The 22,850-nt window shown below is 71.7% G+C and carries 24 protein-coding genes and 1 tRNA gene; 14 read left to right on the forward strand and 11 right to left on the reverse strand.

The window, feature by feature from the left end:
• Positions 1 to 101: 101 nt before the first annotated feature.
• Positions 102 to 776, reverse strand: a complete 675-nt coding sequence (locus tag ABT023_RS03395) for a nitroreductase family protein (RefSeq protein ID WP_350881211.1) — start codon at positions 774 to 776, stop codon at positions 102 to 104.
• An 85-nt stretch (positions 777 to 861) separates the two neighbouring features.
• Positions 862 to 1,650, reverse strand: coding sequence for a hypothetical protein (locus tag ABT023_RS03400; protein WP_350881212.1), 789 nt, complete (start codon positions 1,648 to 1,650; stop codon positions 862 to 864).
• Between the two features lie 246 nt (positions 1,651 to 1,896).
• Here ABT023_RS03400 and ABT023_RS03405 point away from each other — a divergent pair, with 246 nt between their 5' ends.
• Together ABT023_RS03405 and ABT023_RS03410 are read left to right on the forward strand one after the other, a co-directional pair.
• On the forward strand, positions 1,897 to 3,162 hold the full coding sequence (locus ABT023_RS03405; protein ID WP_350881214.1) for an aspartate kinase: 1,266 nt from the start codon (positions 1,897 to 1,899) through the stop codon (positions 3,160 to 3,162).
• A gap of 5 nt (positions 3,163 to 3,167) precedes the next feature.
• The gene (locus tag ABT023_RS03410; protein ID WP_350881216.1) at positions 3,168 to 4,232 is read left to right on the forward strand and encodes an aspartate-semialdehyde dehydrogenase; all 1,065 of its coding nucleotides are present in this window, start codon (positions 3,168 to 3,170) and stop codon (positions 4,230 to 4,232) included.
• Positions 4,233 to 4,265: 33 nt separating this feature from the next.
• Here the strand turns inward: ABT023_RS03410 and ABT023_RS03415 are convergent, their stop codons facing one another.
• On the reverse strand, positions 4,266 to 5,642 hold the full coding sequence (locus ABT023_RS03415; protein ID WP_350881619.1) for a GGDEF domain-containing protein: 1,377 nt from the start codon (positions 5,640 to 5,642) through the stop codon (positions 4,266 to 4,268).
• Between the two features lie 268 nt (positions 5,643 to 5,910).
• Between ABT023_RS03415 and ABT023_RS03420 the strand changes: the two genes are divergently transcribed.
• Complete coding sequence (locus ABT023_RS03420) at positions 5,911 to 6,555, forward strand: histone deacetylase (RefSeq protein WP_350881218.1); 645 nt, start codon at positions 5,911 to 5,913, stop codon at positions 6,553 to 6,555.
• Between the two features lie 197 nt (positions 6,556 to 6,752).
• Positions 6,753 to 7,205 (forward strand): lamin tail domain-containing protein, encoded by a 453-nt coding sequence (locus ABT023_RS03425; RefSeq protein WP_350881220.1) that lies wholly within the window; start codon positions 6,753 to 6,755, stop codon positions 7,203 to 7,205.
• Positions 7,206 to 7,539: 334 nt separating this feature from the next.
• On the opposite strand, the gene ABT023_RS03430 is transcribed toward ABT023_RS03425, so the two are convergent.
• Entirely contained in the window at positions 7,540 to 8,823 is a 1,284-nt protein-coding gene (locus ABT023_RS03430) for an MFS transporter (protein ID WP_350881222.1), read from the reverse strand.
• A 170-nt stretch (positions 8,824 to 8,993) separates the two neighbouring features.
• Between ABT023_RS03430 and ABT023_RS03435 the strand changes: the two genes are divergently transcribed.
• The 3 genes from ABT023_RS03435 (at position 8,994) to ABT023_RS03445 (ending at position 10,813) form a co-directional block, all read left to right on the forward strand.
• Positions 8,994 to 9,470, forward strand: a complete 477-nt coding sequence (locus ABT023_RS03435) for a hypothetical protein (RefSeq protein ID WP_350881224.1) — start codon at positions 8,994 to 8,996, stop codon at positions 9,468 to 9,470.
• A gap of 53 nt (positions 9,471 to 9,523) precedes the next feature.
• Positions 9,524 to 10,018 carry a GNAT family N-acetyltransferase gene (locus tag ABT023_RS03440; protein ID WP_350881226.1) on the forward strand — a complete coding sequence of 165 codons (495 nt, stop codon included), beginning with the start codon at positions 9,524 to 9,526 and terminating at the stop codon, positions 10,016 to 10,018.
• A gap of 135 nt (positions 10,019 to 10,153) precedes the next feature.
• Positions 10,154 to 10,813, forward strand: a complete 660-nt coding sequence (locus ABT023_RS03445; protein ID WP_350881228.1) for an HNH endonuclease family protein — start codon at positions 10,154 to 10,156, stop codon at positions 10,811 to 10,813.
• Between the two features lie 204 nt (positions 10,814 to 11,017).
• On the opposite strand, the gene ABT023_RS03450 is transcribed toward ABT023_RS03445, so the two are convergent.
• The 5 genes from ABT023_RS03450 to ABT023_RS03470 all read right to left on the reverse strand — a co-directional run bounded on the left by ABT023_RS03450 (position 11,018) and on the right by ABT023_RS03470 (position 14,751).
• The gene (locus ABT023_RS03450) at positions 11,018 to 11,257 is read right to left on the reverse strand and encodes a hypothetical protein (RefSeq protein WP_350881230.1); all 240 of its coding nucleotides are present in this window, start codon (positions 11,255 to 11,257) and stop codon (positions 11,018 to 11,020) included.
• Between the two features lie 2 nt (positions 11,258 to 11,259).
• On the reverse strand, positions 11,260 to 12,462 hold the full coding sequence (locus tag ABT023_RS03455) for a helix-turn-helix domain-containing protein (protein ID WP_350881232.1): 1,203 nt from the start codon (positions 12,460 to 12,462) through the stop codon (positions 11,260 to 11,262).
• Positions 12,449 to 12,613, reverse strand: coding sequence for a hypothetical protein (locus tag ABT023_RS03460; RefSeq protein WP_350881234.1), 165 nt, complete (start codon positions 12,611 to 12,613; stop codon positions 12,449 to 12,451). The genes ABT023_RS03455 and ABT023_RS03460 overlap by 14 nt, the downstream gene beginning before the upstream one ends.
• Positions 12,614 to 12,782: 169 nt before the next feature.
• Complete coding sequence (locus ABT023_RS03465; RefSeq protein ID WP_350881236.1) at positions 12,783 to 13,976, reverse strand: helix-turn-helix domain-containing protein; 1,194 nt, start codon at positions 13,974 to 13,976, stop codon at positions 12,783 to 12,785.
• Positions 13,977 to 14,322: 346 nt separating this feature from the next.
• Positions 14,323 to 14,751 carry a hypothetical protein gene (locus ABT023_RS03470; protein ID WP_350881238.1) on the reverse strand — a complete coding sequence of 143 codons (429 nt, stop codon included), beginning with the start codon at positions 14,749 to 14,751 and terminating at the stop codon, positions 14,323 to 14,325.
• 257 nt (positions 14,752 to 15,008) lie between these two features.
• Here ABT023_RS03470 and ABT023_RS03475 point away from each other — a divergent pair, with 257 nt between their 5' ends.
• The 5 genes from ABT023_RS03475 (at position 15,009) to ABT023_RS03495 (ending at position 20,181) form a co-directional block, all read left to right on the forward strand.
• On the forward strand, positions 15,009 to 15,335 hold the full coding sequence (locus tag ABT023_RS03475) for a hypothetical protein (RefSeq protein WP_350881240.1): 327 nt from the start codon (positions 15,009 to 15,011) through the stop codon (positions 15,333 to 15,335).
• Positions 15,336 to 15,667: 332 nt separating this feature from the next.
• Positions 15,668 to 16,126 carry a hypothetical protein gene (locus ABT023_RS03480; protein WP_350881242.1) on the forward strand — a complete coding sequence of 153 codons (459 nt, stop codon included), beginning with the start codon at positions 15,668 to 15,670 and terminating at the stop codon, positions 16,124 to 16,126.
• Between the two features lie 1,075 nt (positions 16,127 to 17,201).
• The gene (locus tag ABT023_RS03485) at positions 17,202 to 18,770 is read left to right on the forward strand and encodes a replication initiator (RefSeq protein ID WP_350881244.1); all 1,569 of its coding nucleotides are present in this window, start codon (positions 17,202 to 17,204) and stop codon (positions 18,768 to 18,770) included.
• The gene (locus tag ABT023_RS03490) at positions 18,767 to 18,964 is read left to right on the forward strand and encodes an excisionase family DNA-binding protein (RefSeq protein ID WP_350881246.1); all 198 of its coding nucleotides are present in this window, start codon (positions 18,767 to 18,769) and stop codon (positions 18,962 to 18,964) included. Before ABT023_RS03485 ends, ABT023_RS03490 begins: the two co-directional genes overlap by 4 nt.
• A complete protein-coding gene (locus ABT023_RS03495) occupies positions 18,964 to 20,181 on the forward strand; it encodes a tyrosine-type recombinase/integrase (RefSeq protein WP_350881248.1) in 1,218 nt (405 codons plus the stop codon). Before ABT023_RS03490 ends, ABT023_RS03495 begins: the two co-directional genes overlap by 1 nt.
• A 75-nt stretch (positions 20,182 to 20,256) precedes the next feature.
• Here ABT023_RS03495 and ABT023_RS03500 read toward each other — a convergent pair.
• Positions 20,257 to 20,330: transfer RNA gene (locus tag ABT023_RS03500), tRNA-Pro, on the reverse strand.
• Between the two features lie 334 nt (positions 20,331 to 20,664).
• Positions 20,665 to 21,558 carry a metallophosphoesterase gene (locus ABT023_RS03505; RefSeq protein ID WP_350881250.1) on the reverse strand — a complete coding sequence of 298 codons (894 nt, stop codon included), beginning with the start codon at positions 21,556 to 21,558 and terminating at the stop codon, positions 20,665 to 20,667.
• A 25-nt stretch (positions 21,559 to 21,583) separates the two neighbouring features.
• Here ABT023_RS03505 and ABT023_RS03510 point away from each other — a divergent pair, with 25 nt between their 5' ends.
• Positions 21,584 to 22,039 carry a GatB/YqeY domain-containing protein gene (locus tag ABT023_RS03510; protein ID WP_350881252.1) on the forward strand — a complete coding sequence of 152 codons (456 nt, stop codon included), beginning with the start codon at positions 21,584 to 21,586 and terminating at the stop codon, positions 22,037 to 22,039.
• Between the two features lies 1 nt (position 22,040).
• Complete coding sequence (locus ABT023_RS03515) at positions 22,041 to 22,745, forward strand: SanA/YdcF family protein (protein WP_350881254.1); 705 nt, start codon at positions 22,041 to 22,043, stop codon at positions 22,743 to 22,745.
• The last annotated feature ends 105 nt before the right edge of the window (positions 22,746 to 22,850 follow it).

Consider the following 22,850-nt stretch of genomic DNA (forward strand, 5'->3'; position numbering starts at 1 on the left):
TCCGGAGTTTGAGATCGACGTCGCAGCCGCCGGCCGGTCCGTGCCGGACGGGTGAGCGCCGGCTCAGTCCCGGCCCGCCGACCCGGCCCGCGCCGACCGGGTCAGCGCAACAGCAGCTCGGCCAGCGGACGGCGGCGGCGCAGGCCGGTCTCCTGCCGCTGCAGCTCCTCGGGCAGGCTGAAGGGGTCGCCGAGCCGGCCGACCGCCGCCACCACCAGGGGACGGATCCCGGCTGGCAGATCCAGGTCGGCGGCGAGCCCGGCGGCGTCGAAGGCGGCCAGCTGGCGCACGTACAGCCCGAGCGCGGTGGCCTGCACGGTGAGGTGCGCCACCGCCTGCCCCAGGTCGTACGCGGCTCGGCCGGCGGGACCGGACACCGCCGACCCGCGACCGTCGCCCACCCCGGCCGACCGGTCCGGTCCGGCGGCGGGGCCCCCCGCGCCGGCCGCTCCCGCGTCGTCGGCGTCGACGGCCCGGGGCGGACGGCCCGGTGCCGCGGTGACGGCCGGGTCGGCCGTCAGGTGGGCGCCGAGCAGCAGGGCGGCGGCGTGCCGGGCCCACCGCTGCTCGGCCGCCGGCAGGTTGGCCAGAATCCGCTTGTACGTCTCGTCGTCGCGGTGCCCGAGGGCGAACCGCCACGGCTGGCGGTTGCCGGCGGAGGGTGCCCAGCGGGCCGCCTCCAGCAGCGAGTCCGCCTCGGCGGAGGGCAGCGCGGCGGTCGGGTCGAATGCCCGGGGGCTCCAGCGGAAGGCGAGCAGCGGGGTGAGGTCGGCCATGGGGCAAGCGTCCCGTATCGGGCATTTTGCCCGAAGGTTAGGGGTGGGAAAATGTGGCCAGAACCACCCGTAACGGGACGCGAGGTCAGGGCGTTCCCGTGGACAGGGGCGTCGGCTCCTCCACGTTCGGCGCCGCGACGCCGAGCGGCTCGCCGTCGGCCACCGGCCCGGCGAGCTGCACGGTCGCTGGGGCCGGCGCCGCCGGACCGGCCAGGACGAGGGTTCCGGTCACGGTCCGCACGGCGGTCGGCGTGCCGTCCGGGGCATAGCAGTAGATCCCGACATCCAGCGGGGCGTTCAGCGAGGCCGAGGTCGAGTCGACCGAGTAGCAGGCCCCGGTCGCCCCCGCCGGCGGCCGGGCCGGGGAGACCGCCAGCGGGGCCAGCCGGTCGGTGAGCACCTCCAGCCAGTCGGTGAACGGGTGCTGCACCCGGGGATCCAGCCGGCTCGGGACGGCGTCGTCCGGGTCGCCGAGGCGTACGCAGCTCGCCGGCTCGGGGCGGCCGGCCGACGGCAGGCCGCACTGGAAGAGCCCGTCGGCGGTGCCGGCGAACGAGACGTCCGCAGTTCCGCCCAGCGCCCCACCCGGGACGTCGACCCGCCAGGTGTCGTCGTTCGCGCTGGTCACCGTGATCGTGCGGTCGGGGCCGTCGCCGGTGAGGGTGTACCGGGCGACGAAGTGCCGGTCCTGGGCCGCCGCGGCCAGGGCGGCCAGCTCCTCCCGGGCGGAGTCGATCGCGGCGGGCGCGGGGTCGCTCGACGGCGGCGAGGTCGTCGCGGCGGGCGGCTCGCCGACGCAGGCGGCGAGCAGGGCCGGCAGGGTGAGCGTGAGGGCGCCGAACAGGCGCCGGGCCACGCGGAGGTGGGCATGCACCGGGTCATTCTGCGGTGTGCCGCCCCCGCCCGGGGGCCCGTGCGACGTCGGTCGGCCGGCGTGTCGCGTACCCCCTGCCGACCTGGTGGGACGGCGGCCGGGCCGGCCCGCGCCGGCCGGATGGTGGGATCACCCGTCCCGGCCGCGTGGGGCGCCGGATACCCTGATGTGGTTTGACATGCGCCGCCGACCGGTTTCCCGGCGGCGTCGGCACGCTCAGGGACTGCTGGGAGGGAGTGCGCCGTCGTGGCACTCGTGGTGCAGAAATACGGCGGGTCCTCCGTCGGGAACGCCGAGCGGATCAAGCGGGTGGCCGAGCGGATCGTCGCCGCCCGCAAGGCCGGCGACGACGTGGTCGTGGTCGTCTCCGCGATGGGTGACACCACCGACGAACTGCTCGACCTGGCCAACCAGGTCAGCCCGCTGCCGCCGGGCCGTGAGCTGGACATGCTGCTCACCGCCGGGGAGCGGATCTCCATGGCGCTGCTCGCCATGGCCATCCACAACCTGGGGTACGAGGCCCGCTCGTTCACCGGCTCGCAGGCCGGTGTGATCACCACCTCGGTGCACGGCCGGGCGCGGATCATCGACGTCACCCCGGGGCGGCTCAAGGGCGCGCTCGACGAGGGCGCGGTCGTCATCGTGGCCGGCTTCCAGGGCGTCTCGCAGGACACCAAGGACGTCACCACGCTGGGCCGGGGCGGCTCGGACACCACGGCGGTGGCCCTGGCCGCCGCGCTGCACGCCGACGTGTGCGAGATCTACACCGACGTCGACGGCGTGTTCACCGCCGACCCGCGGATCGTGCCCAACGCCCGGCACATCCGGGACATCACCTACGAGGAGATGTTGGAGCTGGCCGCCTGCGGCGCCAAGGTGCTGCACCTGCGCAGCGTCGAGTACGCCCGGCGCGCGGGGTTGCCGATCCATGTCCGTTCGTCATACTCGACCAACACCGGCACCATGGTCACCGGATCGATGGAGGACCTTCCCGTGGAACAGGCACTGATCACCGGGGTCGCCCACGACCGCAGCGAGGCGAAGATCACCATCGTCGGGGTCCCGGACGAGCCGGGCGCCGCCGCGCGGATCTTCGACACCGTCGCCGGGGCCGAGATCAACATCGACATGATCGTGCAGAACGTCTCCACCGAGGGCACCGGCCGCACGGACATCTCGTTCACCCTGCCGAAGACCGACGGCCCGACCGCCATGGCCGCGCTCAGCAAGATCCAGGAGCCGGTCAAGTTCAAGGGCCTGCTCTACGACGACCACGTCGGCAAGGTCTCGCTGATCGGCGCGGGGATGCGGTCGCACCCGGGCGTGGCGGCCGGCTTCTTCGCCGCCCTCGGCACCGCCGGGGTCAACATCGAGATGATCTCCACCTCCGAGATCCGGGTCTCCGTGGTCTGTCGGGACACCGACCTCGACAAGGCGGTCCGGGCCATCCACGACGCCTTCGAGCTGGGCGGCGACTCCGAGGCCGTCGTGTACGCGGGGACCGGGCGGTAGCGGCGATGCCGGCGCTGCCCACCCTTGCCGTGGTCGGGGCGACAGGTGCCGTCGGAACCGTGATGTGCGAGCTGCTGTCGTCCCGGCGCAACGTCTGGGGCGAGATCCGGCTGCTCGCCTCCGAGCGGTCGGTGGGGCGGCAGGTGCGCTGCCGGGGCGAGGAGTTGACCGTCGGCGCGCTCACCCCGGAGGCGTTCGACGGCGTCGACGTGGCGATGTTCGACGTGCCGGACGACGTCTCCGCGCGGTGGGCGCCGGTCGCGGTCAGCCGTGGCGCGGTGGCGGTGGACAACTCCGGGGCGTTCCGGATGGACCGGGACGTCCCGCTGGTGGTTCCCGAGATCAACCCCGAGCAGGTGCGTAACCGGCCGAAGGGGATCATCGCCAACGCCAACTGCACCACCCTTGCCATGATCGTCGCGATCGCCCCGCTGCACCGCGAGTACGGCCTGCGCGAGCTGGTGCTCGCCTCGTACCAGGCGGTCTCCGGGGCGGGGCGGGCGGGGGTGGATGCCCTGCACCTACAGCTCGGCAAGATCGCCGGGGACCGGGCGCTCGGCTCCCGGCCGGGTGACGTGCGGCAGGCCGTCGGCGACGAGCTGGGGCCGTTCCCGGCTCCGGTGGCGCTCAACGTGGTGCCCTGGGCCGGCTCGCTCGCCGACGACGGCTGGTCGTCCGAGGAACTGAAGATGCGCAACGAGTCGCGCAAGATCCTCGGGCTGCCCGACCTGAAGGTCTCCGCGACCTGCGTCCGGGTGCCGGTGGTGACCGGGCACTCGGTGGCCGTGCACGCCGTCTTCGCCACCGAGGTGGACGCCGAGGGCGCCCGCGAGGCGCTACGCAACGCCCCCAGCGTGATCCTGGTCGACGACCCGGCCACCGGGGAGTTCCCGATGCCGATCGACGCCGTCGGCACCGACCCGTCCTGGGTCGGCCGTATCCGCCGCGCCGTCGACGACCCGCGCGCCCTCGACCTCTTCGTCACCGGCGACAACCTCCGCAAGGGCGCCGCCCTGAACACAGCCCAGATCGCCGAACTCCTGGCCAAGGAACTGACCCCCCACCCCTGAACCCCTCCCGCCCCCGCCCCGGGACGGGGTGGGTTAGGAGGTGGCCAGGTGGACGGCGTCGCGGCCCTGGCGCTTGACCGCGTAGAGGGCCTGGTCGGCGCGGCGGAGGGTCTGCTCGGGCGACTCGCCGGGATGGGCCAGGGCGACGCCGACGCTGATCGTGCGACCGGTGCCCCGGGCGGCCTCGGCCAGCCGCTCGGCGATCCGGACCGCCTCCTCGGGGCGGCTCACCTCGATCACCGCGACGAACTCGTCCCCGCCGATCCGGTACAACTCGTCGCCCTGGCGCAGCGCCGCCTCCAGCGCCCGGGCCAGCTCGACCAGCAGCCGGTCGCCGGCCTGGTGACCGTACGTGTCGTTGACCGCCTTGAAACCGTCCACGTCGATGGCCAGCAGGGCCGTACGCCCCGGCGTGGCACGAGCGATCCGCTGCCCGAACGGCCCGGTGTGCCGCAGCCCCGTGAGCGGGTCGGAGCTGGCCTGCTCGCGCAGCCGGGCCAGCGTGCGCAGCCGGTCCAGGCAGGTCCACGCCTGCCCGGCGAGCAGCTCCATCAGGTTGACGGTGGTCGAATCGGGCCGCAGCAGCCGCTCGTCGGCGACCAGCAGCACCCCGCCGGAGTCCGGGGGGCCGACCGGCACCGCCACCAGGGTGCGCACTCCGGCGTCGGCGAGCGGGCGGTACTCCGCCGGGGGCGGATGCCCCGTCTCCCCGAGCGTGTAACCGGAGCCGTGCCGGTGGGCCCGGGCGATCATCCCGTGCAGCGCCGGGGCGCCCGCCTCGGTCAGCTCGGCCCGGACGCGGGACTCCAGCTCGCCGGTCGCGCCCGTGGGGACGTCCAGCCGGGGGCCGGTCCCGCCGGCCAGCAGCAGCACCGCCGCGGAGAGGGTGGAGACCTCCCGGGCCGCGCGGATCGCCGCGGTCATCAGGTCCCACTCGGTGGGGGCTGTGGTCAACGCGGCGGCGTGCCGCAGCAGCTTTTCGCTCCGGCTCTCCGCAGGCGGGCCGCCCAGCGCCGTGATCCGGGCGCCGAGCCGGCCGGCGACGCGCTCGGCGGTCTGCCGCCACAGGGCCAGCTCGACCGGCCCGCTCCACTGGAGGTCGAGCACTCCGACCGGGCGGCCCGCCGGGTCGAGTATCGGCACGCAGATCTCGGCGGTCACGTCGGGGCGGGCCGGGAGGGAGTCGGGGGCGGTGGCGACGTCGGGGACGGTGGCACCGATGCCGGAGGCGTACACCCGGCCGACGATGCCGGCCTCCGGCGGGACGGTCGAGAAGACCTGCCAGGCGCCGGTTGCCGCGACGCAGCGGAGCCGGTCCGGCACGGGGAGCAGGACGGAGATGGTGGCCGGCGCGTACCGGGCGAGCGCGGTGACGGTCCACCGGCACGCCTCGACGGCGGTCGACGCCATCGGCAGGCGGACCGTGACGTCCCGGACGAGCCGGTGGTGATCTACGCGCACGTGGTTCCAGACAGGGGAGGGGCGGCTTTCCGATCAAGCGTACTCACCGCAGCTCAGGGACGTTCTTCCAAGATCAATTTCGTCGTACACATGTGCTATCCACAGGGTGTGGACGGAGCCTGTGGATCCGGGCGGCCGGCATTAGCCTGGACCCCCCGGTCGACGTGGAGGACTCGATGCTCATCGCCCAGCTAAGCGACACCCACCCGACCGGGGCGTGCTGACGGCCGTGGACGGGCTGCTCTGGTACGTCGCATACGGGTCCAACATGCACGCCGACCGGCTGAACTGGTACCTGGGCGGGGGCCGTCCCCCGGGCGGGCTGCGGACGTACCCCGGCTGCCGGGACTGCCGGCCGCCGCGCCGGTCGGCGGCGGTGCTGGTGCCCGGCGGGATCTACTTCGCCGGGGAGTCCCGGGCCTGGACCGGCGGGATGGCCTTCTACGACCCGGAGCTGCCCGGGGTGGCCGCAGCCCGGGCGTGGCTGCTCACCAGGGAGCAGTTCGCCGACCTCGCCGCGCAGGAGATGTACCGGGAACCCGGTGCCGACCTCGATCTGATCGAGGTCGCCGTCGCGCGGGGGCGGGCGACCCTCGGCCCCGGCCGGTACGAGACGCTGGTCCGCACCGGCGTCCGGGACGGCGTGCCGATGCTGACCTTCACGGCACCGGGGCGGGCGGCGGACGTCGAGTGGAACGCGCCCGCGCCGGTGTACCTCGCGATGCTCGCCGGGGGCCTACGCGAGGCGCACGGCTGGGACGCGCCGCGGATCGCCGGCTACCTGGCGGACCGGCCCGGGGTGGCCGGCCGGTGGGAGCTTCCCGCCGTCGAGTCGTTGGTCGCCGGGGCGCTCGACGGGTGAGGTGCGGCGCCGTTCGCGTCGGGCCCGTGTGCCGTTCGCGCCGGCCGGGGACGCCGTTCGGCCGCGATCGGTCGACCCGCGGCCGGTAGTTGGCGGCGCGGGGCGCCGCACGGTCCATAGTGGCCGGACGAGTCGGTAGCCTCGTGCACGTTCCACGCCGGCACCGTCAGAGGCCGGCCGTCAACAGGTGGGGGATCGTGTTGAAGAAGAGGTTGACCGGTATCGCCATGGCCGTCGCCGTCGGCGGTTCGCTCGCCGTGGCCGCGCCCGCGCAGGCCGCCACCCCGGCCCTGGAGATCACGAAGGCGTACTACAACTCGCCGGGCACCGACAACCGGTCGAACAGCAGCCTCAACGCCGAGTACGTGAAGCTGACCAACCGCCTGTCCTCGACCGTCAACCTGAAGTCCTGGACCCTGCGCGACAAGTCGAGCCACGTCTACAAGTTCACCAGCGACTTCCGGCTCGCCGCCGGCGCCAGCGTTTACATCCACACCGGCAAGGGCACAAACACCTCGGCCGACCGCTACTGGGGGTCGGGCGCGTACATCTGGAACAACACCGGGGACACCGCGTACGTACGCAACTCCGCCGGCACCCTGATCGACTCCTGCTCGTGGGGGAGCAGCGGCAGCTACACCAACTGCTGACCGCGGGGGCCGGACCCGTCCGGTCGGTGCGGCGGTCGGCTCTCGTGAGGGGGGAGCCGACCGCCGCACCGTCGTCTCAGCCGAGCAGGCCGCGGCGCAGCTCGGGGGCGAGCCGCTCCGGTGGCACCTCGTGGAAGCCGTCCTCCAGGCCCGACGTGCCGCGCCCCCGGCGCCGCGCCGTTCGGTCCGGCATATCCACGAGCGCTGAGGGGCCCGTGCGGCTCCGCAAGGTCATGCTCGTTCACGGAAACTGTGGCTTCCGGCCGCTGGAAGGCCCCAGTTTCCGTGAACGAGCGGCGATCCGTGAACGAGCACGATTCGGGTGTGGGCGTGGTCAGGCGGCCGGTAGCGGGGTTCGCGGTGGCGCGGAGACCGGTGGGCGGCCGTCCTGGGCGGGGGTGAGCAGTCCGCGCAGGGACAACGCGAGCAGCGATGCGGCCAGGCAGCCGCCGACCACGACGGCCACCCAGATCCGGCCGTCCGCCGCGCCGATGAGCGGGCCGGCGGTCACCGGGCCGATCACCCCGCTGATTCCGAAGATCATCGAGCTCATCGCGTTGTACCGGCCGCGCAGCTCGTCGGTGGCCAGCGCGTTGGTGAGCGCGGGCATCACCGGCGAGAGCATCGTCTCGCCGAAGCCGAAGACCGTCGCGCAGGCCACCACACCGAGCGCGGCGACCAACGCGTTGCCGCGCCCGATCAGGCCGGCCGCGCCGAGGACCAGCCAGGCGCCCGCGAAGACCGCCCCGACCAGGGCCAGCGCGCCCGTCCGGCTGCGCCCCTCCATCCGGCGGATCATCAGCAGCTGGGACAGCACGATCATGACGGTGTTGCCGGCCAGGGCCCAGGCCACCACCCGCGGGGTCACCTCGGCCACCCGGACGGCGTACGCGGTGAAGCCGACCTCGATCTGGGCGTACCCGCAGGTGGTGAGGACGAGCCCGAAGACCACCAGCCGGCGGAACGGGCGGTCCCGCAGCACTGTCAGGTAGCCCCCGGCCGACGCCGCACGCCCGCCCGGCCCGGTGCCCGCGATCCGGTGGCCGACCCTCGGCAGACTCATCAGGATCAGTGCCGGCATCAGGTAGCTCACCGCGTCGAGCAGGTAGACCAGTTGGAAGGTCACCGGGCGGGTGACGTCCACGATGGCCCCGGAGATCAGCCCGCCGACCCCGATGCCGAGGTTGAGCAGGGCGAAGTTCAGGCCGTACACCCGTTGCCGCTCGTCGGGGTCGGTCAGCGAGGCGAGGATGGTGTTCTGCCCCGACCAGATCGCGGAGCTGCCGATCGCGATCAGCGTGATCACCGCGAACGCCGACGCGGTCCCGGAGATCAGGGCCAGCGAGCCCGTGCCCGCCGCCTCGACCAGCAGGCACGGCAGTACCACCCGGCGCGCGCCGAACCGGTCGATCAGCGTCCCGCCCAACGGGGACAGCGCCAGGGTGACCACGCCGTACCAGCCGATGACCAGGCCGGCGCGCGGGTCGGAGAGGCCGCGCACGTCGGTCAGGTAGATGAACAGGAACGGCAGGGTGAGGCCGCGACCGACCGCCGAGAGCAGGGTGCCGACGAGGATCCGCCGGGCTTCCGGGCGACGGGGCAGGGCGCGACGCAGCATGTCGGCGATTCTGGGCGGACGGTGCGACAGACCGCGAGCCGTTTTCCGGCGCGTACGCGCTCGGCAGAGCCGGTGGTGACGCGGCCCACAACCGTCGGCGCGGGCGGCGGCCGGGGCTCCCGCCGACCGGGCCGACGACGCCGGCTGGTCGGTCTGCGATCCTGGTCCGGATGACGACGACGACCTGGCGACACCTGCCCGCACCGGCCCGCGAGATCGCCGTGGCGGCCACCGAGGCCGTGTCCGCGGCCCGGGCGCGCGACCGGGAGGCGTACGACGAGGCGGTCGACCGGCTCGCGGGGGCGGACCGGTCCGGCCTGGTGCTGGGCGCGGTGGTCCGGCTGCTGCTGGAGGAGACCCACCCCGACGGGCTGGACGGCGACGACGTCCGGCAGGTGCTGGAGGCCTGCGTTCGGGGCGCGGCGAGCTGGCGGCCGGACGTCGACCCGCACGTGGTGCTGGTGCTGCTGGCCGGCGCCCTCGGGGTGTACGACCCGGACGACGACGCCACCCCGCCCGACCCGGCCGCGCTGGCCCGGCACGCCCCGCTGCTGCTCGCCGACCTGCTGCCCGGGACCGACCGGCCGCTCGACGGCTGGCTGACCGCCGCGTTCGCCGAGATCCGGCGCACCGAGCTGCACGACTGAGCCGCACGGGGCCCGTGCGATTCCGTTCTGCCGCCTGATCCGAGGGGATACGAATGCTGCTTCGGGGAGTCGACGCCGGTGACGTCGACGCGTACCGCCGGATGCGCTGCGATCCGGTGATGATGGCCGACCTCGGCGGGCCGATGCCGCCGGAGTCGGTGCCGGGCCAACTCCGGCACGACATCGACCTGGTGGCGCGGGGCGTCGGGCTGATCAGGATGATCGTGCCCGACCCGGCCGACCCGTCGACGGTGGCCGGCACGGTGACCCTCCACCGGCACGACATCGACGGCGAGCCCGGCGGCGAGATCGGCTGGATGGTGCTGCCGGAGCACCAGGGGCGGGGAGTGGCCAAGCGGGCGGTCCGGCTGCTGCTTGACGAGGCCCGCGAGGACGGGCGCTGGTCGCGGGTGCACGCCTTCCCCGAGGTCGGCAACGGTCCCTCGAACGGCATCTGCCGGTCGCTGGGGTTCGTTCTCCTCGGCGAGCGCGAGACGCCGTTCCGGGGCCGGGTCTTCCGTACCCGACACTGGGTGATCGACCTCTGACCAGGTGACCGGTCCCGGGCGGGCGACGCCGCACGGCGGGTTCGCGGGGCGTTCGCCTGGGAGTCCCGGTTGTGGGAATGTCGTGTCTGTCTATATACATGACAGACGATAGTCCGCCGACCAGGACGGAGCACCATGAACCGTACGCCGCGCATGGCCGCGACCACCCTCGCCGCCACTCTCGTCGCCACCGTCGGACTGGCCAACCCCGCCTGGGCCGCCAGCTACTCCGCCCCACTGCGGACCGCGGTCGCGGCCCTGCCCGTGGCCACCGAGGTACGCACCGGCTACAGCCGGGACCTGTTCCCCCACTGGATCGACGCCGACGGCGACCGCTGCAACACCCGCAACGAGGTCCTGCTCGCCGAGGCGGTCTCCGCGCCGACGATCACCGGCACGTGCACCCTCTCCGGCGGGCGCTGGTACTCCTACTACGACAACGCCTACTGGACGGCGACCGGCGACGTCGACATCGACCACATGGTCCCGCTCGCCGAGGCCTGGGACTCCGGCGCCCGCAACTGGTCCACCAGCCGCCGGCAGGCGTACGCCAACGACCTGGGGGACTCCCGTCCGCTGATCGCCGTGACCGACAACGTCAACCAGTCCAAGGGCGACCAGGACCCGGCCACCTGGATGCCGTCGTACAGCTCCGCCCGGTGCCGCTACGTCAAGGAGTGGGTGGCCACCAAGACCCGCTGGCGGCTCACCGTCGACACTGCCGAGAAGAACGCCCTGACCAGCCTGGCCAACTCCTGCTCCAACGTCACCATCTCGGTCACGTACGCGTACTGATCCGTCATGTCGCCGGTCCGTCAGCGCAGTGTTCGCAGCCGTCCACCGCTGCCCTGTCACTCACGTGGTCACCCAGGAAACACTAGAGGGCACATCCATCGATCGGATGTGCCCTCTGACCTCTGTCGGGGTGGCCGGATTCGAACCGACGACCTCTTCGTCCCGAACTGGCGGCGAGGCGGTCGGATCGGGTGTCGTCCGAGGTCATCCAGCATCCTGAGGGTCGTTGGGGTCGGATGTGGTCGGTTCGGTTGCTGTACTCCACAGCTGTACTTTCTCGGCGGCGTCGAGGAGGTTGCGGGCGGCGGTCGCCACCGGGCAGTTCGGTGTCCGGCAGACCGGGCAACGGCCGTCCGGTCCGGTCCGGTGGTCGCGGAGGATCGCTCGGGCGGTGAAAATCAGCCGGTTGCGGATCTGGGCCAGGGACAAGAATGGTGCGGTCATAGTCAGGTCACCCCGAGGGCGGCGGCGAGTTGAATGATCGTGGCCGGGGCGTGTGGGTCGCGGGCCACCTGGGCGAGGACCTCCCGGCCGGCGGGGCGGTGGCGTATCTCGGCCGGTGCGGTGCGGTCGGCGTCGATCAGCGTCCGGCCGGCGTTGGCTGGGTCGTCCGCTTGGAGGTAGGCGCGGGCGGCGTCGAGCAGGTGGGCGGCGCGGTGTTCGACCGGTAGCCACCGCCAGGCGTCCCGCTTGGTGGTCTTCTCGTGCCAGGCGACCGCGTCGTGTGCATTGCCCAGTTCGAGGGCTGCGGCGGCACGGGCCAGGTCGACCGCCGTCGGCCCGAACGCGGTCCGGTGGTGATCGTGGCCGTCGCCTACCCGGGCTGCCATGTCGGCCGCCTCGCCGATCAGGTCGGCGGTGGCCTGGTCATCGCCGTGGCGGGCCGCCGCCAGAGCCGCCTGCACGAGCAGCGTCCCGCACAGCGACAGTTCGGCGGGGGTGCCGTCGTCCGGGTCGGGCGGGGCGATCCGGTACGCGGCGGCCAGCGTCGCCGACTTCGCCGCCCGCGTCCGGCCCGATGCGCGCAGCACCTGGCCGAGCTGCACTGCTGCGGCTGATACCAGCACCCGATCGCCGGTGGCGGTGGCCATGGCCCGGTCGACGGCCAGCCAGGCCAGGTCGGCTTCGCCGAGCTTCACTAGCAGTGATGTGGCCACCCGGTATGCCTCCACCAGCGACACACGCCCTGCAGCAGGATCCTCGGCGTGGGTGCGTTGCGCGTCGGTCAGTAGTTGCGGTAGCAGGTCGATCGCCTGCGGGTATCGGGCGTGCTGGTAGGTGACCCACGCGTGGGCCACCTCCCGGGCCAGCCGGTCGGCCGGCAGGACGGGGTGGCGAGTTGCTTGCCGACCGAGCGCGATCTCGTACGTCGACAGCGCCGCCCGGATCCGCTCGACGCCCTCGGCCCGCTCGGTCAAGGCTGCGGGTTGCGCGTCTCGGCCAAGAAGTATGGCGGTGTCGATGCGTAGAACGGCGGCGATGTCCTGGAGGGTGGACACCTTGTCGAGGGACCGGACTCCCCGCTCGACCTTGTCGACCCAACTCTTCGACTTGCCGAGCCGGTCGGCGAACACCTGCTGCGACAACTTCCGCCGCCCACGCCAGTACGCCACCCGCCGACCGACCGGCAACAGCTCACTGCTGTCCACGCCGCCACCGCCGGTCCGGCACCGCCCGGGTCGTCTCCTCGACCGGTATCCGATCCGCCTCAGCCTGCGCCAGGATCCGACGTTTGGCAGCTTCCCGTTCCGCCTGCTGGATCTGCTCGCCTCTGCCCTCGGCCGGAACAGCGTCGCTCATCCCTACCTCCGCTGGGGAGGGACGCGACGGCGGGTGCTCTTGGAAGGACCGCCGCCGTCGCGTCCCGTATCGAGGGACGCGACCGCAGCGGCACTGATGCCGGTGGGTGCTCAATCGCGTCCATGCTCGGACGGTAGAGCGGTCGACGTGACGGCAAGCTAACTGTCAGTTAGATTCCGTGAGGCTCGGGATCCAACGGATCGATACCGATGCGAATTGCGAGGTCCCGCAGCTCGGGGGAACCCCGTCGGCGGGCATCCCTGACCATCTGTCCGACGATTTCCCGCACGCTCGGCCGGGACCGCAGCTCAGCGGGTGACGCGTTGTCCGCCTCCAGGAACGCCAGGACCGCCCGGTCCTGGTCGCCGGCCGCATACCAGCCGCGTCCCGCGTCCAGGTGCAGGCGGCATCGGCGGTTCGGGGTACGGACCTGCGACCGGTCGACGCGCCGAGCCTGTTCCGGTGCGCGCTCAGGTGAGCCGTTCTCGACGGCCACACCCACCCGCCAAATCCCGCAGTTCGCCGGGGTGAACTCCATTCGCCACGGGTCGGACCCGGCCCGACGCGCGGCGCTCTCCGCCTCCGCCAAGTGCCCATCCGGGTCGCCGGCGCCCAGCGAGGCAGCCGACATCGCGGAATGCAGATGAAGCATCCCGTACCAGGTCAACGACTCATCGTCCCCCATGTCGCCCAGCCGCTCCGCCGCGCTCGTAGCCACTGCCAGCGACCGCCGCCGACCGCCATGCGTACCCGATGACAAGGCACTCTGCGCCGCAGCGAAGGCTGCGGCAGCAACCTCCGCCGGTCCAGCGAACGTGGCGGCCAACTCAGCACGCTCCGCATACCGCGCCGCCAAGTCGATGTAGCCAAACGGCTTGATCGCCAACACCGTGGTCACGGCAGCCCGGACGAACAAGCGCGGCCCGTCCGGATGCCCGGAGTCGGCGAGCTGCCGAGTGGCCCCGACCAGACCAGGCAGCAACCGCGCAAGCGCCTTGTAGTCACAGGCCATCCTGGCAGCCATCGCCTGGCCCACGGACGCACGCAAGACGGACGGATCCAGCGGATACCCCGGCGCTTCCGGATCATCGTCGAGAGCGCCACGCAGTGCCGGAACAGTGGCGTAAATGGCGAGATCATCTTCACTGCGGGGCAGATGCGGCTGCCCGGTCAGATCAGTGACACTCACACCGAGAGCGCTCGCCAAGGCAATAAGCCGCGAACGCTTGGTGACCGGCCGTCGTCCCGACTCGATCATCGAGATGTAGGAGGCGGTCACACCTACCCGATCGGCCAGTTGCTGCTGCGTCATCCCGGCGGCGTCCCGCCAACTGGCGACGCGCAGCCCAATGTAGTCAGCCATGACTCCTCCTGCACGCGGTCGACGACTTCCGGCGTAGAGCCTGCACAACGGACGGTACGTGCGGTCACGCTTCGCGGCTAGCCCAACACCGCACGCGCGCCGCCAGGTCACCATCAACCGCCAGCCCTCCGGTCGAACCGACCTCTCGCTTGTAAGTTCTGGGCGCTTCGTCTGGCGGGGTCCGTCCGCATCCGCGACCTCGGGCCCCTGTCCGCGCCCGGCAGTCGGCGGCTGGCCTCGTCCCGCTTCGTTGCTGTCACCGTTGCTGTCGCCAGCCACCCCACGAGGTGGGGCGGTTGCTCGTGATCCTCGGATCAGCCCTGACCGCACGAGCCGATGGCCTTGCTCAGCGCCTCGGCGAGTCGCGTTCCAGGCGCTCCAAGTCGCGCTCCCAGGCGGCGATCAGCCCTTCGCTGATGGCGTCGTCGGTAACGCCTCTGCGTATCCAACCGAGATCACGGTCGTTGTAGCGAAGCGCAAACACCAGTCCAAGCTCGCCTGAGACCTGCTCCAGCCACGCCACCAGCCACCGGACCTCGGCAAAGAACCGCCGTTCCACCACAGGCGTCGTCCATGGTCCCGGCGCAAGAAAAGCGTGTGTAAGCCCGATCTGGCGCGCGCCATCCCGGTCGACCTCGTCGAACGCTTCCGCCTTCTCGCCAAACCAGCTCAGTCTGCCGCAATCGCGCTCGTAGGCCCGCAGGAAACGGCTAACGTCCCTGTCGTCCAAGCGTCCCTCGCTGTAAGCAATCAGCTCATCTATCGGCACAGGCATGGTCCGATCCTAAGGACAGGCAGAGAGCTGTCATCCGGACGACCGCGCGCCCGACGGCAGGCCAGCGCCACGACTCCTTGACCCCCAGGCAACCGGCACCGCCACGTGAGCTGCTGTTCTTTGGCCCTTGACCTGGAAACGCGGTCCGCCATCGTCCGTGCTCGTCCGTTGGCGTCCGCACCGATCGTCACTCAGTTAGTCACGCACTCGGCCACCCCCTTGTGCAGAGTCCGAGGTAGGTCCAGGACCATGGCCTCATGGATGAAGCTGCTCGACGGCGGTGGCACCAGCAGCATTCCGGGTCCTGGCTCCAGCTCGTCGCCACCCTTCGGAATGAGGGCTGGGAAGCGCAGGTGACGTGTGAGGCAGCTCCAGTGCAGGTAGAAGGGACTCTGCCGAGTGGCGAGCGGTTCTACTTCCGCGCCCGGCACAGTGACGTGTCATTGGGCATCGGAGGCGACGACCCGGCAGACATCGCCGAGTGGGAAGCCAGCGAGTCACATCAAGAGGCCAGCTACCTGCCCGCCGCCGTCGGCGAGGCCATGATCAGACGACTTGCTCGCCGCTACCTTGAGGAGCGCTAGCCGACCGGGCAAGCACCCTCCCTCAGTTTGGAAGGTGCATAGCCTCAGCTTGGGAATCAGTTTGAAAGGCACCTTGATTGGGCCTGCCGACCCTTGAAGCAGCATGTCCAGCGAGGTCAGCCTATCCCTTCGGTGTCGTGCAATCCCGTCCAATCGTCCGTCGTTGACCCTTGTTAACTGAGAGAGCGGGCACGCATCGGGCACGCCAGCATGGGTGCCATCGTAGCCTCGACATGTCGAAGTCGTGTGTACCGTGCGCGATCCGACTGGGCCGTGCAGGCGTCGAGATCTTGTCCGTCAGCGCGCTTGCGCCTGGGTGGGAAAATATGCAGGTGACAAGAGATTTCGCCGCCCTCCTGGCTCAAGTCGTCCCAGTCTTCGCAATAGCACTTGCGCTGGAAATACGTGCTCTAGGGCCACGCCTGGTGGAGATATCAAAACAAGAGCGAGCAGAAAGGGGGGGTCGGGAACGCTGGCTAGACGAGCCTGTTTCGAAAGCAAGTCTCTTCGAGATGGCGTACGTGATCGCTTGGACAAACATGCCAGCACTCGGAGCATTAGAGATGAAGGCATTGTATGTTGCTGGCGAGGCCAGCAAAGATGTCCCCTTCGGCGCAATCTTCATCGGCATAGGAATCGTGTGCACGATCCCCCTAGTCCAAGGTGCGCTTTACTTTGCCGAGGCACGGGACGCCCGGGGAAAGTCATGGAAGGAAACGACGTTCTGGAGAAAGGCCTTCATTCTTCTGATAATATTTGCAGGACTTACTACAGTGAGCGTATTTGTGTAAACCGCCGCAAGGATTTGCGCCGTCCCGTCTGCCGTCGACCCGCCCTCTTGGGGAGCGGGCCTCCGCCCGGCCCGCCACGTCAAGACGGCCTTGACGGCTCGTACGGACGCTGGCGGGTCGGGTGGTGGTCTGCTCGGCTCGCCCGGGTCGACGGTGGGCGGGATGGCTCCCCACCCCAACCACCCACGGACCGCAAGCCGCCGACGGACCCCCGGCCATCCTGGAGCCGGAGCGCCCCCGCCGGAGGCGCAGTAGCCGCAACCCCGCCACCCACCCGGCAGCCGCCCACGGACCCGGCGTGCGCTCCCCTACGCCGCGCGGTGCTCGCCGCGCGGCCCGGCCGGCTGCCGGCCCACCACCCCACCGGAAACGGCCTGTCGTCATCCGGCGGCCCACCGGGCTCCCCGCCCTCCGCGCCAGCCGCCGGGCGTGTTGCGTGGCCGGCGTGGAGCGACAGCGCAGCGTCGGACGCGCGCCCAGGCGGCGGCGCGTGCGGCCCGTTCAGGGCCGCCTTGATAGACGTACAGAAAGTCCTCCCACACCACTGGCCGGCAGTCGGTCGATCGGTCGGCACCGGGATCACGGCGGGTTGACGTGTCGGTACCCGGTGCTACTCTGGCGATCGTCGAGCACGCCAGCGCGGTCTTCATGCCGGATCGCTGGACTCGACCACTGAGGTGCTGAGCGGCCTTCCTGCCGCTGATGCGGGCCACGTCCCGCCGGTCCTCGATCGCACCGGCCGCCGTGCCGGTTCCCCCGGAATCCGCTGAGCGACCCAGCACGGCCTTTTTGCCGTCCACGATGGTCCGGATTCGCGTACCTCGACGGGTGGGCTTGCCTGCGGCAACTCGCCGGATGCCGACGACCAGGCACCCCACCCGTTCCGGCATCACAAGGTCCAGCAACCTAGAAGGACGCATCTCAGCGGCGGTGTGGCAATGGCCACGCTTCCACCCTCCGGCGTCAGCCGCCCTCTAGGCGGTGCCAGGAGACACCACGAACACCACCGACGGAGGCAGCTCCGCGACCGGTGGCAGTCCGTTGCCTGTTCCTGTCACCCCTTGAGGAGAGATCCGTGTCCACCCTGCTCACCCTGCGCCGCCCCGGCGTCGCCGCCGGCCGTGACGCCCAAGCCCTACATCGCGCCACCAGCCCGGACTTCTTCGGCTGGCTGGAGCACACCCGCGCCGCCGGAGGCTGTACCCGCCCGATCCGCCTGACCGGCACCCTCACTGCCGTCGAGACCGACACCGGCCGCGTCCTGGAGCAGCGGCACACCGACGAACTGCCCGACCGGACGCTCTACAAGGCGTGCGGTAACCGGCGTGCCGCCCAGTGCCCCGACTGCGCCTGGGTCTACGCCGGTGACGCCTTCCAGGTCGTCCGCTGCGGCCTGACCGGCGGCAAGACCATCCCCGCCACCGTTGCCACGCACCCGGTCGTGTTCGCCACCTTCACCGCCCCGTCATTCGGGGCGATCCACCACCGGCACATCCCCCGTCACACCTGTGCCGACCGGCGGCGCTGCGACTGCCGTCCGGCACCCTGCCGTGCCCGCCGCACCGCTGGCACCTGCCAGCACGGGCAGCCCGCGGCGTGCTTTGCCCGCCACGACAGCGATGATCCGCAGCTCGGTCGGCCGCTGTGCCTGGACTGCTACGACCACGACCACCAGGTCGTCTGGAACTACTCCTCGGGCGAGCTGTGGCGACGCACCAAACAGGCCATCGAACGCCACCTCACCGCGCTGTGCCGCCGACGCGGCATTCCCCACGTCCAGGTCACCACCGACTCCAGCCGGGTGCGCCGAGTGCCGTCGGTACGGGTGTCGCACGGCAAGGTTGCCGAGATGCAGCGCCGGGGCGCGGTGCACTTTCACGTCCTGCTCCGCCTCGACGGCGTTGACCCTGACGACCGGCACGTCCTGGTGCCGCCGCCAGCCGGGATCACCGCCGACGACCTCGACGCCGCCGTCCACGCCGCCACCCGACAGATCACCCTCACCACCCCGCCGCATCCCGACCAGCCGCACGGCTGGCCGATCGCCTGGGGCGAGCAGGTCGACGTCCACCGCATCGGCACCAGCGACGGGGACGTGACCGACGGGAAGGTGGCCGCCTACCTCGCCAAGTACGCCACCAAGGCGACCGAGGTGACCGGCCACTGCTCCAACCGACTCACCCCCGACACCATCGACGCCTACGCCGACCCGGAGGGCGACCACCTGGCCCGCCTCATCGACGCCTGCTGGCGGCTCGGCCGCCCCGCCCACCACCACACCACCCACACCGCTACCCCGGCCGGCGAGCGTCAAGCCGGCCTTGACACCAAACCCAACGTCTACGCCGGGCTGCGCCGTTGGGCGCACATGCTCGGCTACGGCGGTCACTTCCTCACCAAGGCCCGTCGCTACTCGGTCACCTTCGGCCTGCTCCGCGACACCCGCGCCGTCTACCGCCGCACCGAGCACGACGACACCGCCGACACGATCACTGTGGGCACGCTGGCCTTCGTCGGCTCCGGCTGGCTCACCAACGGGGACGCCCTTCTCGCCAACACCGCCGCCGCCCAACACCGCGAACGCCAACGCATCGGCCGCGAAGAACTCGCCCACGAAGCCTGGCTGACCGGGGCCGCTGCATGAGCAGAGGCCTCACCCCGCGCTGGTACTCGCCCGCCGAGGTCGCCGTCCTGCTCGGCTTCGGCCTGTCCAAGGTCAAGATGAAGATAGCCACCGGTGAGCTGCGCTCCGTCAAGGACGGCAAGTACCGCCGCGTCCTCCCCGAATGGGTCGACGAGTACGTCCGTGACCAGGTCGAACGGCAGGAGGCCGCCTGATGCCCGGACGCGCACGAGCCAACGGCGAAGGCTCGATCTTCCCATACCGCAATGGCTACGCCGCGTACGTCTGGGTCACCAAACCCGACGGCAAGCGCACCCGCAAGTACGTCTACGGCCAGACCCGCGAAGCCGTCCACGACAAGTGGATCAAACTGCACCAGCAGGCCAAGGCCGGTCCGGTCGCCACCCGCGTTCCCACCCTCGGCGACTACCTGACGTACTGGCACCGCGAGGTCGTGCGCCCCAACCTCGCGCCGCTGACCTGCGCCACGTACGAGACGATTCTTCGGCTGTACGTGATCCCCGGCCTCGGCGGAAAGCGGCTCGACCGGCTTCAGGTGCGCGACGTGCAGACGTGGATCAACGAGGTGGCCCGCGCCTGCCAGTGCTGCGCACAGGGCAAGGACGCCCGCCGCCCGGAGGCCAGATGGCGGTGCTGCGCGCTCGGCCGGTGCTGCGGTGACACTCCGTCGTCCCGCACCGTCAAGGACATCCGGGGCGTGCTGCGTTCGGCGCTCAACCACGCCGCGACCGAGGAACTGGTCACCCGCAACGCCGCCGCCCTGGTCAAGCTCCCACCGGTCCGCCGCCGCAAGGGCAGGGCGTGGACCAGCGACGAGGCGCGTCGCTTCCTGGAGTCCGCGCGGGCCGACCGCGATCCGTTGTACGCCGCGTACGTGCTGATCCTGGTGCTCGGCCTGCGCAAGGGCGAGGTGCTCGGCCTCACCGAGGACGCCGTCGACCTGGCGGCGGGGGAGCTGTCGATCGGCTGGCAGTTGCAGCGGGTCGGCGGCCAGCTATTGCACCGTGAGACCAAGACGCAGACCTCGGACGCCACGCTCCCATTGCCGGACATCTGCGCGGCGGCCCTCGACCTCCGCCAGAGCGCGAGGAAGAACGACCGCGATCAGGCGGGCATCGCCTGGCAGGGCTCGCGGCTGCTGTTCACCACCCGCTACGGAACCCCCGTGGAACCGCGCAACTTCAACCGCTCCTGGGACGCCCGCTGCGCCCGAGCCGGAGTCCGCAAGATCACCGTGCACGACGCCCGGCGTACCTGCGCCACGCTCCTCGTCGATCTGGACGTGCACCCGCGCGTCATCATGCAGGTGCTCCGGCACGCCGAGGTCTCGGTGACGATGGAGATCTACTCCCAGGCGTCCTCGGACGCCACCCGGGACGCGCTCAAGAGGCTGGGCGAGAGCCTGCGATAGCCGCTGCTGTACTCAACTGCTGTACGGAAACACTAGAGGGCACATCCATCGATCGGATGTGCCCTCTGACCTCTGTCGGGGTGGCCGGATTCGAACCGACGACCTCTTCGTCCCGAACGAAGCGCGCTACCAAGCTGCGCCACACCCCGAGGCGTGCGGACAAATAGTAGCCCACCCTGTCCGGCGGTCAAACTCGGTACCCCGTCCGCAGCTGGACACCCCGCCGGGTTCCGGGCTGACCGGAGCCGATGTCGCAGGCGACTCAGCTCCAAAGGCGCGCCCACCAGCCTCCCGGACCCCGGCGGCCTACCGCGCAGGACAGCGGATGCCCAGGCGAACCCGTGCCTGACCGCCCGCCGGACAGCCCGGGGCGGTGCCCGGACCGGCCGGCGGTAGCGCACGCGGGGCAGCTCCAAAGCGGCGTAGATCACACCCGGACAGGCCGACCTGAATCGGGCCGAGTCGTGTCTGACCGGGCGTGGGTCAGCGCGGGATCAGGGTGAGGATGCTCGCCTCCGGGCGGCAGGCGAACCGGACCGGCGCGGTCGGGTGGGTGCCCAGGCCGGCGGAGACGTGCAGCCAGGAGTCGGAGCCGGGCCAACGGTGCAGGCCCTTCGCCATCGACCGGGGCAGCCCGCAGTTGGTCACCAGTGCCCCGTAGCCGGGCACGCAGACCTGGCCGCCGTGGGTGTGGCCGGCGAGCAGCAGGCCGAAGCCGTCCTCGGCCATCCGGTCGAGCACGGCCGGCTCGGGGGAGTGGGCCAGGGCGATCGACAGGTCCGCCGAGGCGGAGACCGGGCCGGCGACGGCGGGGTAGTCGTCCCGCGCGACGTGCGGGTCGTCGACCCCGACCAGCTCGATCAGCCGGCCGCCCGCCTTGACCGTCGTGCGGGCGTTGTTCAGGTCGGCCCAGCCGGCCCCGGTGAGGACGTCACGCAGCTCCTCGTACGGCAGTTCGACGCCCTCGGTGTACTCCCGGTCGGGAAGGAGGTAGCTGAACGGGTTCTTCAACACCGGCCCGGTGTAGTCGTTCGAGCCGAAGACGAACGCGCCGGGCAGGTCCAGCAGCGGGTGCAGGGCGCGCAGCACGCCGGGCACCGCGCCCGGGTCGGCCATGTTGTCCCCGGTGACCACGACCAGGTCCGGGTCCAGCGCCGCGAGCGACGCCACCCAGTCCTGCTTGCGTCGCTGCTCCGGCATCATGTGCAGGTCCGACAGGTGCAGCACCCGCAGCGGCTCGGCGTCGGCCGGCAGCACCGGGACATCGAACCGACGCAGGGTGAACATGTTGCGCTCGACGAGTGACGCGTACGCCAGGGTTGCCGCTCCGGCGGCGGCGGTCCCGAGGGCGAACCGGAATAGTGTGCGCTTTCGCATGCCAACCAGGGTAGTTTCACCGTTCATGAGCACGTTGAAGGACCGCCTCACCGCTGACATGCGCGCCGCACTCAAGGCACGCGACGAGCTGACCACCTCCACCCTGCGGATGGCGCTGGCCGCCGTCGGCACCGCCGAGGTCGCCGGCAAGGTCAAGCGCGAGCTCACCGACGACGAGGTGCTCGGGGTGCTGACCAAGGAGGCGAAGAAGCGGCGCGAGGCCGCCACGGCCTTCGGCGACGCGGGCCGCGCCGAGCAGTCCGCGAAGGAGACCGCCGAGGGCGACGTGCTGGAGCGCTACCTGCCGAAGCAGCTCTCCGACGAGGAGTTGGCCGAGCTGGTCGCGGGGGCGCTAACCGCCGGCGGGTTCAGCGGCAAGGCCCAGATGGGCCCGGCCATGAAGGCGGCCCAAGCCGCGGTGGCGGGTCGGGCCGAGGGGGGCCGGGTGGCCGCCGAGGTACGCCGCCAGCTCGGCCTCTGACGTGGCACCCCCGGCCGAGCGGATCGGCCGGGCGCGTCGTCTGCTCGGGGGACGACGACGCCTGACGCGCCTGGCCGCTGCGGGCGTCGCCGTACTGCTTCTCGTCAGCGCCCCCTGGCTGTGGACGAAGATTGCCGCGCACGGTCACGTGTACGCCGAGTCCGATGCGCCGGCGGCGGACGTCGTCATCGTCCTGGGGACCGAGGTGGCGGCGGACCGACGCAGACCGGCGGAACGGCTCGCCGGCCGCCTGGAGACCGCCGCCGCGCTCGTGCGCGCCGGGCGGGCCCGGGTGATCCTCGTGTCCGGGGACGGCGGCGGCGCGTCCGGCGACGAGCCGGCGGTGATGGCGTCGTACCTGACCGGGCTCGGGGTCGACCCGCGGCGCGTCGTGGCCGACCCGTCCGGTCTGGACACCTACGACAGCTGCGCCCGGGCGCGTGAGGTGTACGGGGTCACCCGGGCGCTGATCGTGACGCAGTCCTACCACCTGTCGCGGGCGGTGACGCTGTGCCGGCGCCTCGGCCTCGACGTCGACGGGGTGGCCGCCCGCTGTGCCGGCTGCGCTGCCACTCTGCTCGCGGAGAAGGCGGTCCGCGACTACTTCGCCAGCGGGAAGGCGGCGTGGGACGCTGCGCGGCGTAGGCCGCCGGCGGTCCGCTCGCCCGCAGACCCTGCTGTCCAGGACGCGCTACGGGACAGCTGAGCCCGTCCGGGCCGCACTGGCCGGGACTGTCGTGGTTGCGCCTCCGCGGTGTGGTGTCCCGGTTGCGGTGACCCAAATCCATGGTCAGTGACGGAACGGGCGGGC

The organism is Micromonospora sp. NPDC002296, assembly GCF_040296145.1.
Taxonomy (GTDB): Bacteria; Actinomycetota; Actinomycetes; order Mycobacteriales; family Micromonosporaceae; genus Micromonospora.

Excerpts from the sequence above, each read along its gene's own strand:
- ABT023_RS03510 (WP_350881252.1), top strand. The coding sequence starts at position 21,584 with ATGAGCACGTTGAAGGACCGCCTCACCGCTGACATGCGCGCCGCACTC.
- ABT023_RS03430 (WP_350881222.1), bottom strand. The coding sequence starts at position 8,823 with ATGCTGCGTCGCGCCCTGCCCCGTCGCCCGGAAGCCCGGCGGATCCTC.
- ABT023_RS03495 (WP_350881248.1), top strand. The coding sequence starts at position 18,964 with ATGCCCGGACGCGCACGAGCCAACGGCGAAGGCTCGATCTTCCCATAC.
- ABT023_RS03470 (WP_350881238.1), bottom strand. The coding sequence starts at position 14,751 with ATGCCTGTGCCGATAGATGAGCTGATTGCTTACAGCGAGGGACGCTTG.
- ABT023_RS03505 (WP_350881250.1), bottom strand. The coding sequence starts at position 21,558 with ATGCGAAAGCGCACACTATTCCGGTTCGCCCTCGGGACCGCCGCCGCC.
- ABT023_RS03410 (WP_350881216.1), top strand. The coding sequence starts at position 3,168 with ATGCCGGCGCTGCCCACCCTTGCCGTGGTCGGGGCGACAGGTGCCGTC.
- ABT023_RS03445 (WP_350881228.1), top strand. The coding sequence starts at position 10,154 with ATGAACCGTACGCCGCGCATGGCCGCGACCACCCTCGCCGCCACTCTC.
- ABT023_RS03465 (WP_350881236.1), bottom strand. The coding sequence starts at position 13,976 with ATGGCTGACTACATTGGGCTGCGCGTCGCCAGTTGGCGGGACGCCGCC.
- ABT023_RS03435 (WP_350881224.1), top strand. The coding sequence starts at position 8,994 with ATGACGACGACGACCTGGCGACACCTGCCCGCACCGGCCCGCGAGATC.
- ABT023_RS03395 (WP_350881211.1), bottom strand. The coding sequence starts at position 776 with ATGGCCGACCTCACCCCGCTGCTCGCCTTCCGCTGGAGCCCCCGGGCA.
- ABT023_RS03450 (WP_350881230.1), bottom strand. The coding sequence starts at position 11,257 with ATGACCGCACCATTCTTGTCCCTGGCCCAGATCCGCAACCGGCTGATT.
- ABT023_RS03460 (WP_350881234.1), bottom strand. The coding sequence starts at position 12,613 with ATGAGCGACGCTGTTCCGGCCGAGGGCAGAGGCGAGCAGATCCAGCAG.
- ABT023_RS03490 (WP_350881246.1), top strand. The coding sequence starts at position 18,767 with ATGAGCAGAGGCCTCACCCCGCGCTGGTACTCGCCCGCCGAGGTCGCC.
- ABT023_RS03415 (WP_350881619.1), bottom strand. The coding sequence starts at position 5,642 with ATGGCGTCGACCGCCGTCGAGGCGTGCCGGTGGACCGTCACCGCGCTC.
- ABT023_RS03475 (WP_350881240.1), top strand. The coding sequence starts at position 15,009 with ATGGATGAAGCTGCTCGACGGCGGTGGCACCAGCAGCATTCCGGGTCC.
- ABT023_RS03440 (WP_350881226.1), top strand. The coding sequence starts at position 9,524 with ATGCTGCTTCGGGGAGTCGACGCCGGTGACGTCGACGCGTACCGCCGG.